At 58.3% G+C, this 11131-nt stretch carries 11 protein-coding genes; 7 read left to right on the top strand and 4 right to left on the bottom strand.

From position 1 onward, the window contains the following. The 3 genes from ACMV18_RS04775 to ACMV18_RS04765 form a co-directional block, all read right to left on the bottom strand. Positions 1 to 325 (bottom strand): glycine--tRNA ligase subunit alpha (locus ACMV18_RS04775; RefSeq protein WP_420816894.1); only part of this gene is annotated, 325 nt, incomplete at its 3' end. A gap of 111 nt (positions 326 to 436) precedes the next feature. Then, on the bottom strand, positions 437 to 2008 hold the full coding sequence (gene lnt, locus ACMV18_RS04770; protein WP_420816893.1) for an apolipoprotein N-acyltransferase: 1572 nt from the start codon (positions 2006 to 2008) through the stop codon (positions 437 to 439). Next, positions 2008 to 2853, bottom strand: coding sequence for an HlyC/CorC family transporter (locus tag ACMV18_RS04765; RefSeq protein WP_374255348.1), 846 nt, complete (start codon positions 2851 to 2853; stop codon positions 2008 to 2010). The genes lnt and ACMV18_RS04765 overlap by 1 nt, the downstream gene beginning before the upstream one ends. A 162-nt stretch (positions 2854 to 3015) precedes the next feature. On the opposite strand from ACMV18_RS04765, the gene ACMV18_RS04760 reads away from it, so the two are divergent. From ACMV18_RS04760 to hslU, 5 genes are all read left to right on the top strand, one after another. Beyond that, on the top strand, positions 3016 to 4077 hold the full coding sequence (locus tag ACMV18_RS04760) for a CobW family GTP-binding protein (protein WP_374255295.1): 1062 nt from the start codon (positions 3016 to 3018) through the stop codon (positions 4075 to 4077). Between the two features lie 243 nt (positions 4078 to 4320). Beyond that, positions 4321 to 4794, top strand: a complete 474-nt coding sequence (dksA, locus tag ACMV18_RS04755; RefSeq protein WP_374255293.1) for an RNA polymerase-binding protein DksA — start codon at positions 4321 to 4323, stop codon at positions 4792 to 4794. Between the two features lie 52 nt (positions 4795 to 4846). Further along, on the top strand, positions 4847 to 6622 hold the full coding sequence (locus ACMV18_RS04750; protein ID WP_420816892.1) for an STAS domain-containing protein: 1776 nt from the start codon (positions 4847 to 4849) through the stop codon (positions 6620 to 6622). 59 nt (positions 6623 to 6681) lie between these two features. Further along, positions 6682 to 7230, top strand: coding sequence for an ATP-dependent protease subunit HslV (gene hslV, locus ACMV18_RS04745; protein ID WP_420816891.1), 549 nt, complete (start codon positions 6682 to 6684; stop codon positions 7228 to 7230). Positions 7231 to 7233: 3 nt separating this feature from the next. Then, positions 7234 to 8568, top strand: a complete 1335-nt coding sequence (hslU, locus tag ACMV18_RS04740) for an ATP-dependent protease ATPase subunit HslU (protein WP_420816896.1) — start codon at positions 7234 to 7236, stop codon at positions 8566 to 8568. Here the strand turns inward: hslU and ACMV18_RS04735 are convergent. After that, positions 8558 to 9334: a type III pantothenate kinase gene (locus tag ACMV18_RS04735; protein WP_420816890.1), complete on the bottom strand. Its 777-nt coding sequence runs from the start codon at positions 9332 to 9334 to the stop codon at positions 8558 to 8560. The genes hslU and ACMV18_RS04735 overlap by 11 nt on opposite strands. A gap of 238 nt (positions 9335 to 9572) precedes the next feature. Here ACMV18_RS04735 and ACMV18_RS04730 point away from each other — a divergent pair, with 238 nt between their 5' ends. Beyond that, a complete protein-coding gene (locus ACMV18_RS04730) occupies positions 9573 to 10148 on the top strand; it encodes a chalcone isomerase family protein (RefSeq protein ID WP_420816889.1) in 576 nt (191 codons plus the stop codon). 118 nt (positions 10149 to 10266) lie between these two features. Then, positions 10267 to 11109 carry an HDOD domain-containing protein gene (locus ACMV18_RS04725; RefSeq protein ID WP_420816888.1) on the top strand — a complete coding sequence of 281 codons (843 nt, stop codon included), beginning with the start codon at positions 10267 to 10269 and terminating at the stop codon, positions 11107 to 11109. The last annotated feature ends 22 nt before the right edge of the window (positions 11110 to 11131 follow it).

The raw sequence follows: 11131 nt of genomic DNA, 5'->3' as shown, positions 1-11131 counted from the left end.
TGTCGTTCTTCTTCAGGTCAAAACCCAAAGCCTCCAGCGAGCCCAGATAAAGCTCCAGGATGTTGGCCGGTGCGGGCTTGAGCACAACCTGGTATTGGTAGTAATGCTGCAGGCGGTTGGGGTTCTCGCCATAGCGGCCATCCTTGGGGCGGCGGCTTGGCTGGACATAAGCAGCCTTCCAGGGCTCAGGGCCCAAGGCACGCAGGAACGTTGCAGTGTGGCTGGTGCCGGCCCCGACTTCCATGTCATAGGGTTGCAGCAGCGCGCAGCCCTGGGCATCCCAGTAGCTTTGAAGACGCAGAATCAGTTGCTGGAAAGTCAGCATGGTCTTGCCTTTGAAAGGCGCCACCCGGCATCTGGCCGCTGGCGCCGATAAGTCATTGATGTGCAATTGCCTGCCCGCATGCGAAAACGGGCATACAAAAGCTCGATTCTATTAAATGGATGAGCCATTGCTCACAGCACGTCGCCGCATCCACATGGCGACACCCATGAACGACATACTGATTGCGACCAAAGGCCACAACCCGAAACGGGCGGCCCACCATGCAAAAGGCGTGACACCGACCATGCCTTGCACCGTAGCGGTCAGTACGCCACGCGTGTTGGGAGCCAAATGGGCCACCACAGCCCCCGCGTGATCAATGACCACTGTTGCGCCCGTGTTGGTCGCCCGAATGGTGGGCACCTGAAACTCAAGGGAGCGCATCCGGGCGATCTGCAAGTGCTGATGAATCGCCACGGATTCACCAAACCACGCCAGATTGCTCACATTGGCCAGCATGGTCGGCGCAGCATCCGGCTGAAGAAAACGACGGGCAATTTCCTCGCCGAACAAGTCTTCGTAACAAATGGTCGGGGCAACACGCTGGCCTTCCACCGAGAACGATGGCGCACCCAAATGGCCACGTGAAAAGTCCCCCAGCGGCATGTTCATCATGCGAACAAACCAATGGAAGCCATCCGGGATGAATTCGCCAAATGGCACAAGGTGATATTTGTCGTAGCGATACTGCCCTGTGGCCAACCGACCTGCGGCCACCGATAAGCCGACCACCGAATTGGTGTAGCCCTGCTGAAAATCTCCCAACGGCACACCAATCAGCGCATGCCGCCCCGGCGCATTGAAGCCTGCCGACAACTGGCTCCAATAGCCCTCCGGCAACTGACTCGGCAGCAAGGGGATGGCCGTTTCAGGCGCCACAACCAACTGCCCCGGCGCAGACAGCAGGGTCTGAGCATGCCAAAGCAACATGCCCACCTGCCGCTCCATCACAAACTTTTCGTCTTGCGGAACATTGCTTTGCAGCAGCGACACTGTTACTGGCGACCGATGAGGTCGGGTGAAGTGCCCGCAACCTGCGGCCTGCAGCCCCCCCAAGATCATCAACGCACAACACAGCGTCACCCATTTGGTCACGGTCCGCGCGCTCAAGGCTGCGAACACCAGCAAGGCCACCAGCAGCGCCCAGACCGCTCCCACGCCGTAAACGCCGACCCACGGTATCAATGCCATCAAGGGGGTGTCCAGCAGCACGTAGCCACTTGCCCCCCACGGAAACCCGGTGAGGATGAGCGCACGCGCCAACTCACAAAGCAACCACAGTACAGCAAAGAGGATGGCATCCATCCACCACAAACCTAGCCTGAGCCTCGCCCACAGCCAGCCCAACGCTGCCATGTAGCCAGCCAAAGCAAGGCAAAGTAACCCAACCGCCCCGCTGGCTACCCAAGCGGGCAGCCCACCATAACGATGGAGGCTGACGTACATCCAGCCCGTCGCTCCGACGAGCCAGGCTGCCCCATAAAGCCATGCCACCAACGCTGCCTGTCCCGGTCGCTTCACGCCAGCCAACAGAGCGAGCAACCCCGCCAAAGCAAACGACTGCCCTACCGCAGGCATCCACGGCGCAAGCGCCGCCCACCAAGGTGACAGGGACAAGGCATGAAGCCCACCACCCGCAACCGCGAGCAACGCAGCCATACGAACGGACAGAACACGCAACATCAAGATTCAGCCGTATCCGAGGCTTCAGTCAGACGCGTCGCCTTGAACCAGCGCACCGAACCACCACGAGCCAACATCACGACCAAACGCAAACCGCCCAAATCAACCTGTTCACCACGTCGCGGCACATGCCCCAACTCGTGCGACACCAACCCACCAATCGTGTCGAAGTCTTCTTCGGGTAGTTGGGTGCCAAAAGTCTGGTTAACCTCTTCGATCGCGGCATCCCCAGCAACCCGTTGGCTGCCATCTGCCAAGGTAAAGATGCTCGACTGTCGGTCTTCTTCATCGAACTCATCTTCGATCTCGCCCACGATCTCCTCAAGGACATCCTCGATGGTGATCAGGCCGGCTGTCTTGCCAAACTCGTCAATGACCACGGCCAAGTGGCTGCGATTGGAGCGGAACTCGCGCAACAACTCGTTCAGGCCCTTCGATTCAGGCACGAACTCAGGTGGACGCAACAAAGTGCGCAAGTTCAACTCGGGGGCACGCTGAAGCTTCAACAAGTCTTTGGCAAGCAAGATGCCAATGATGTTGTCCCGAGACCCCTCGAAAACCGGAAAACGGGAGTGACCCGTCTCGATCACCTGCCCCAGAATTTCGTCGTACGGCGCATCAATGTCGAGCAAGTCCATGCGCCGCACGGCCACCATGACGTCGCCGGCCGTCATGTCCGCCATCCGGATCACCCCTTCCAGCATGACGCGCGATTCGGGCTCAATCAGCTCACGGTGCTCGGCGTCCGCCAAGGTCTCGATCAGCTCTGCCGTCGAGTCTGGGCCGGGCGACAAAAACTCGACCAGCTTTACAAACAAACTGCGTTGATCTTTGTCGCGCGGCAACCGCGAGACGGCATTGTTTTTATCGCCCTTGGGCGGTCGACTAGGAGGGGTATCGGACACGGCATGGGTGTCTTGGTTGGAATGACGCAAGAATAACGCATGCCTGCGACAAATCCGTCACGCTCCTGTGGCACGCAGCACTTACCGCACTACACTGCAAAGATGAGCCTGATTCCTGTCACCATCCTCACCGGTTTCCTCGGCAGCGGCAAAACGACCCTGCTCAAACGTGTTCTCACCGAAGCGCACGGCCAGCGTATTGCCGTGATTGAAAATGAATTCGGTGAAGAAAACATCGATAACGACATTCTGGTTGCCGACACAGAAGAGCACATCGTACAGATGAGCAATGGTTGTGTCTGCTGCACCATTCGCGAAGATCTGCGCGAAACACTGGCCGACTTGGCCAAGCAGAAGAAGGCCGGCGCCCTGAATTTCGAACGTGTCGTGATCGAAACCACCGGTGTCGCGGATCCAGGCCCTGTTGCCCAGACTTTCTTCATGGATGACGAAATCGCCGAGCTTTATTTGCTCGACTCGATCATCACGCTGGTCGATGCCAAGCATGGCAACCAGCAACTGGATCAACGTCAGGAAGCACGCCGTCAGGTCGGTTTTGCGGACCAGATTTTCATCAGCAAAACCGATCTGGTCAGCGAGGACGATGCCAACCATCTGGCACATCGCATCAAGCACATGAATCCTCGTGCGCCGCAAAAGCGCGTGCATTTTGGTGAAGTGCCCATTGCGGAAGTGTTTGACCTCAAGGGCTTCAACCTCAACGCCAAGCTGGACATCGATCCGGACTTCCTGACTGACGATGGCCACCATCACGGCCACAAGCATGATCACAAGCACGGCCACGATTGCGGCCATGATCATGCCGACGGCGAGGCCTGCCACCACCCACATCACCACGCTCACGATGATGATGTGAAGTCATTCGTTTACAAATCCAGCAAGCCCTTCAGCGCGACCAAACTGGAGGATTTCCTGGGCTCCATGGTTCAGATTTACGGCCCTCGCATGCTTCGCTACAAAGGCGTGCTGCATGTCGCCGGCATGGACCGCAAAGTGGTTTTCCAGGGTGTTCATCAATTGATGGGGAGCGACGTTGGCCCCAAATGGACCCCAGGCGAGACAAAAATCAGCAAAATGGTGTTCATCGGGATTGATCTGCCTCAGGATTTGTTCAAAGCCGGGCTAGATCAGTGCCTGGCCTGACGTTTCTGCGGCAACTCAGGGATTCCCAGATGAAAACTGACAGCAAGCATGGCTACAATCCGCGCGCTTCTGTCAGGCTAATCCACACGTCGAACGGGGGCTGCGACGTCCCCCAAGACGAGAGCCGCGGGATTTCACAATCCCGTACATTCTTAAGCCAAAGCATTTTTTGCCGAAGCAGTCGTATCAGCCAAATCCGTGGCTACCGGACGCTCGTCGTCACACATCAGTAACTCAGACAACATGCCCACTCCCGCCACCAAGGTTGACACCAAACTCGCCAACGCCTGGAAACACAAAGCCGGGCGAGACCTCACCGAGGCCGAACTGCTGGCCATGCCTGAGGCAGAGTACATGAACGACAAGCAACTCGACTTCTTCCGCGCCCGACTGGAAGCGCAAAAAGAAGACTTGCTGTCCAACGCTGGCGAAACCACGGAACACCTCCGCGAAGACACCACCATCGTGCCCGACCCTGCCGATCGCGCCACGATTGAAGAAGAGCACGCGCTGGAGCTGCGAACCCGTGACCGCGAGCGCAAGCTGCTGAAGAAAATCTCTCAAGCGCTGGTTCGCATCGATGCTGGCGACTACGGCTTCTGTGATGAAACCGGTGAGCCCATCGGTTTGGGTCGATTGATGGCTCGCCCAACGGCCACGCTGTCGCTGGAAGCCCAACAGCGCCGCGAGCTGAAGCAAAAAATGTTCGGGGATTGATCCTCGATAGGAGCAGGCAGTCCGTGATTTGTTGTCAACGAGCCCAGTCATCATGAGCAAGGAAACCGGTAGCTTTTTCCGGAAGGTGGCTCGTTTTGTCACCAATCCGACCACGGACTGGGCGGCGCTTGACAACGCACCTCAAGATGCGGCCGAGAGCGAGTACGCCAAGACCGAAATCAAGGCGATGATTGAGCGCAAGCGTCGAAACGACTTCGTGCGCAAGCGCGAGCTCGACATGCTGCGCAAAATCCGCCGAGAAGGCCTGAGTCAGGATGCCGCGTTGGCCATGTCCAATCCATCCAACATGGATCCGGACTCCCGACCTCAGCTCAACGGCCCTCGCTCTGACATTGCCGTCAAGGCGAAGATCGACGAAATTGAACTCCAGATGGTGGGCGGCGGCGCCAATCGCCCCCCCGTCTCGCCCACGCTCCCCCCCGCACCGACCATGCCGGATGCATTGGCGAATGCGCCCACAGCGCCCATGCCGATTCATGCCCATGCCGCAACACTGCCCGTGGAGCTGCCCCCGCTGGACATGGACGATCTGCCGCAAGTCAGCGGTGAAATTCTGAAGTCCGGCCATACCACGGCAACGCAGGCCTCATCGGCAACCCCGGCCCCCATCACATCTCCGCTGGCGCCCACCGGATTTCAAAACGACATTGATCTGCACGTCACCGAAGTCGTTCACGACCCCGAGCTCGACGAGGCTGTCATCGCGTTTGCCAACGCTGACTTCGATCAATGCGAACGCTGCTTGCTGGACCTGATCCAGCCCGGCGCAGCCCGACACGACCATTCGGAAACCTGGATGGTCTTGTTTGACTTCTATCGCTCCCTCGATCTGCCTCAGCAGTTCGACCAACTGGCTGTTTCTTTCGCGCAAAAATTCGGCCTGTCAGCGCCTCAGTGGTACTCCTTGCCCGCCAAGGTCGCAGCATTCGCTGCCTCGCAAGAGCGAGCCAAGAAAAGCGCCAAAGCAGCAGAAGACAAGCCCGTAGCACCCGCAGATGTCGGGTCACCGCCACCAGAGCAGCCAGCCATCGAGGGCTGGGTAGCGCCAGCGCTGATTGATGCAGAGGCCGTTGCGCAGTTGCGGATGGAAATCCTGCAACGCCCTCGCCCTTGGATCATGGACTGGAGCAATGTCCAACAGGTCAGCCCTGAAGGGGCAGCACACCTGGGGCAAGTGGTGCGGCAGTGGGCCAAGGAGCCCATCGAGTTGGCCTGGACGGGCACGGGGCATCTGATGGCCATCCTGGGCGACACCTCGCCAACAGGCAGCCGCGATGTTGACCCCACGTATTGGATGCTGCGGCTGGACATCCTTCGCCTCATCAACAACCCCATGTTGTTCGACGAGGTGGCGATCGACTACTGCGTCACCTACGAGCTGTCCCCGCCGTCGTGGGAACCTGCCGCATGCAAGGTCCGCGAAGTCAATGACGCCGTGAACCCTCACTCGCGCTCACTGTCCATGGTATCCGAGGTGGTGACCAGCTTCGTGGAGTCACAGTTCCAGAACGAAGTGGGCTTCATTCAAGTTGCCGCGCTGAACCTTTCCGGGCAACTGATTGGCGACATTGGCACCACACTCGCCCAGTTGGAAACACAGTTGGGCGCAAGCATCTGCCTGGAGATCGATTGCCAATACTTGTTGCGCGTGGACTTCATCGCAGCAGGCGACTTGCTCAACTGGGTGCTCGCACGTCGTGACGAGCAGCGCCAGGTCATTTTCGTGAACCCGCATCGACTGATCGCGCTGTTCTTCGGCGCCATGGGCATCAACGAGCACGCCAAAGTCAAGCTTCAACTGGTTTGACTTGAAAATCCTGCGGATGCCCTCAAGTGGTGAGTTCCTCTCACCCTGTATTGGCATCCATGGAACCCTATCACGGCACGACCATCGTCAGCATCCGGCGACAAACCCCTCAAGGCTGGCAAGTCGCCATGGGTGGCGATGGGCAAGTGACCCTCGGTCACATCGTTGTCAAATCCACAGCACGCAAAGTGCGCAAGCTTTATCGTGACCAGGTGCTCGCGGGTTTTGCCGGCGCGACTGCCGATGCCTTCACGCTGTTCGAACGATTTGAAGCCAAGCTCGAAAAGCACCAGGGACATCTCGCTCGCGCAGCGGTTGAGCTGACCAGGGACTGGCGCACCGACCGCGTGCTCCGAAAGCTCGAAGCCATGCTGGCGGTGGCGGATCGAGAGACGTCATTGATCATCACCGGCAACGGGGACGTACTGGAACCCGAGCACGGCATCATCGCCATTGGATCGGGCGGCGCTTACGCCCAAGCCGCAGCGCGTGCTCTACAGGCCAACACCGAACTCGCTGCCGCCGTCATGGTGAAAAAGTCGCTCGAAATCGCAGGCGACCTGTGCATCTACACCAATCAGAACCACCTCATTGAAACGCTGGGCTGACGCATCATGAGCATGACCCCACAAGACATCGTGAGCGAACTGGATCAACACATTGTTGGCCAACACGCCGCCAAGCGCGCCGTCGCCATCGCGCTGCGAAACCGCTGGCGTCGTCAGCAAGTTGATCAATCATTGCGAACCGAAATCACGCCCAAAAACATCCTCATGATCGGGCCGACCGGCGTGGGCAAGACCGAGATCGCTCGCCGCCTCGCCAAGCTGGCTGATGCGCCTTTCATCAAGGTCGAAGCCACCAAGTTCACCGAAGTGGGCTACGTCGGCAAGGATGTCGACACCATCATCCGCGATCTGGTCGAGAGTGCCGTCAAACAAGAGCGGGCGCATCAGGTTCAGGCTCAACGCATGCGTGCGGAAGACGCGGCTGAAGACCGCATTCTGGATGTATTGATCCCCTTGCCTCGTGCTGAGTTCGGCGTCACGCCACCAACCTCGGCTGACAGCACCACACGTCAAGTGATGCGCAAGCGTTTGCGTGAGGGCTCGCTGGATGACAAAGAGATCGACATCGAGCTGGCGGACAGCAAGGCCGCTCCCGTGGAAATCCTGAGCCCGGCCGGCATGGAAGACATGGCCGAACAATTGCGTGGCATGTTCTCGCAGATGGGGCAACAGCGAAAGAAAACTCGCAAAGTCACCATCGCAGAGGCCCGCGCACAGTTGATCGAAGAAGAAGCGGCCAAGCTGGTCAATGAAGATGAAATCCGTGCACGCGCGCTAGAGCGCGCCGAGCAAAACGGCATTGTCTTCATCGACGAAATTGACAAAGTTGCCAGCCGATCCGAGGGCCAGGGAGCAGAGGTCTCTCGCCAAGGGGTTCAGAGAGACTTGCTCCCGCTGGTCGAAGGCACCACCGTCAACACCAAGTATGGGATGGTAAAAACCGATCACATCCTGTTCATCGCCTCAGGCGCATTCCACCTGAGCAAACCCAGCGATCTCATCCCTGAGTTGCAAGGGCGCTTCCCCATCCGCGTTGAGTTGTCATCGCTGTCGGTAGATGACTTCGAAGCCATCCTGACCCAACCCAGCGCCAGTTTGATCAAGCAATACCAAGCGCTGCTGTCCGCTGAAGGCGTGAGCCTGGACTTCACACCGGAGGCCGTTCGTCGCTTGGCGCAAATTGCTTGCGAAGTGAACGAACGCACCGAAAACATTGGGGCACGCCGCCTGGCAACCGTCATGGAGCGGTTGCTGGACGAGCTCTCGTTCAACGCCCCGAATCTCAGTGGCCAAACGCATCTGGTCGACGCAGATGAAGTTGACCGCAAGCTCAGCGAACTGGCTCGCAACGAGGATCTGTCCCGTTTTATTCTGTGAGACCCTCTGCCAAGGTCAGCAGCCCCTCAAAAATGAGGTTCTCTGCGATCGTGGCAGGCAATTCGGTCACATGAGACAAACGAGACACGGCACCGCCTGACATGATCAAGAGGGGCTCCCTGCCCGCATGAACACGCAGTCTGCGAAGGCTGCGTTCAATGGCGCCGGCAATCGCGTCGGTGCCCCCACTCATCAGTGCGTCACTGGTGTTGGTCGGGAAATCGTGGACTTCGCCCGTTGGCACTTTCAGGCCTGCTGTGCCACTCTCCAAAGCACGGTACATCAAACCAAACCCTGGCAAGATCAAGCCACCCAGAAAACGACCCGAGGCATCAATGGCGTCAACGGTCACAGCGGTGCCGACCATGACGGCCAATACTGGCGGGGGAGTGACTGGATCGGTGAGCAAGGCTCGCTGGCGCGCCCCAATGATGGCCGCCCATCGGTCGGCACCCAAGCGTTGTGGGTGCTCATAGCCATTTTGAACGCCGCCAGCCTCCGGACTGGATGACACCCAATTGGGTTTGACGCCCCAGCCCTCTTCCAGTTGCTCTTCAACTCGACGCTTGATGGCCTCGCCCGCCACCACGCACCCCAACATTGCCTTCGGTTGGTGATGCAGGTTTTTCCAGTAGAGGTGCCAGAGATAGTCAATGTCTTCCAAGACAACGGCGCCGTGAGCCAGCAACTCAGACTGTCGGGAAGGCGCTGCATACAAGCCCCACTTCAACCGCGTGTTGCCGATGTCGATAACCAAAAAAGACATGACGTGACTTCCAATTCCCAGAGCGGCAGCCCCAGTGTTGGGTTGCCATTCTGCTGCATCTCTCTGTAAGAAACGTTGCAGAGCTGCTGCAATCGCACCACGCCCCGATACAAATCGAGGGCAAACAGGCGCACCCCCGGGAATTTACCGCTATGGTCCTTGTCGTCCTTGGGGAGAAACTGTGCGTTTATGCCTTGTTCGGCCCATTTTGGACTGATCAATCAATGACGGAGAACCCATGAAATCTATCGCCCGCGCTCTGATCCTGAGCACTGCACTGGCTGTCGCACTGCCTGCCATGGCCCTGGAAATCAAAGGCGCCAAGTTCGGTGACACCGCTCAAGTAGCCAATCAACCGCTGCAACTCAACGGTGCTGGCGTCCGCGTCAAGATCATTGTCGACGTGTATGCCGCAGGCTTGTACCTGTCCAAGAAGGAAAAGAACGCTGCTGCGGCCATTGCCCAGCCTGGCGCCAAGTCGGTTCAAATCGTTCTGCTGCGTGAACTGACCGGCGAAGACTTTGCAGACGCCATGATCAAGGGCTTCAAGAAGAACGCCTCGGACGCCGAGTTGGCCAAGTACCAAGGTCGCCTGGACGAACTGAAGAACCTGATGATGACCTTCGGTTCCGTCAAGAAGGGCACCACCATCAACATGAACCTGATTCCTGGCGCTGGCATGCGCGTACTGGTGGATGGCGCTCAAAAGGGTCGTGACATTGCTGGTGACGACTTCTATGCTGCGATCCTGAAGATCTGGCTGGGCAATGACCCCGTTGACAGCGACCTGAAGCACGCACTGCTGGGTAACTAAAAGCAACACCACGCGGCAAACTGCGTGAGCAAGTTGGCAAGCCGAGGGGAGACCCGGCTTGCCTGCACTGCATAATGGGTCGATAACCCCCTTACCAACACAGGGGTTGCCTCACGCCATGATCGAATCCCCATTACCCAATTTACGAGCATGGGCTGAAACACTGGCCAAGCTTGAGATTCCCGTTCTCCCCGGAACGGTGGCGGAGCTTTCCCAACTCCGGGAAATTGAAGAAAACAACGGCAACGTTGATGCGCACACCTTGGCAGAGGGGTTCAGCAATGACCCGCTGATGACACTCAAGGTCTTGGTGCAAGTTTCCAAGCACTGCACAAGACTGAGTGTCGAGCCACCCGAAACGCTGGTGGGTGCCATTGTCATGCAAGGCATCAGCCCGTTTTTCCACACCTTTCAAGACATCCACACCATCCTGGACTGGCTTCGCGATCGTCCAGAAGCGCTGAGCGGCCTCATCAAGGTCATCACCCGGGCACGGCGTTCTGCACACTTCGCCATGAATTTTGCGTTGCGCAGACAAGATCAAGACGCCGTCGTCATCCAGGAAGCCGCCCTGCTCCACGACTTCGCGGAGATGCTGCTTTGGTGTCACGCACCGGATCTCGCGCTCGAAATCGCCAACCGGCTAAAGACAGATCACACTCAGCGCTCTCAGGTGGTTCAACGCGAAGTGCTGGGCATCACACTGGACGATCTTGGGCATGAGCTCATGCGCCTGTGGAATCTGCCAGAGTTGCTGATCGAGTGCACCGACGGCCACAAAATGAACGACCCGAGGGTGCGGTCCGTGATCCTCGGCGTTCAAATTGCCCGGCACACGCAGCACGGCTGGGATGACCCTCATGCCGAGATGGCGCTGCCTGCTGACATCAAAGATGTCGCGCAATTGCTGACACTGTCATACGACGCAGCTCAAAGGCTGGTCATGAGCATCGACGGCTGAAGCCCCGCTTCAGCCCCTTTGC

The organism is Aquabacterium sp., assembly GCF_048860245.1.
GTDB lineage: Bacteria > Pseudomonadota > Gammaproteobacteria > Burkholderiales > Burkholderiaceae_C > Aquabacterium.
Note: the sequence above shows the minus strand (reverse complement) of the source record. Positions and strands in the feature narration are given on the sequence as shown.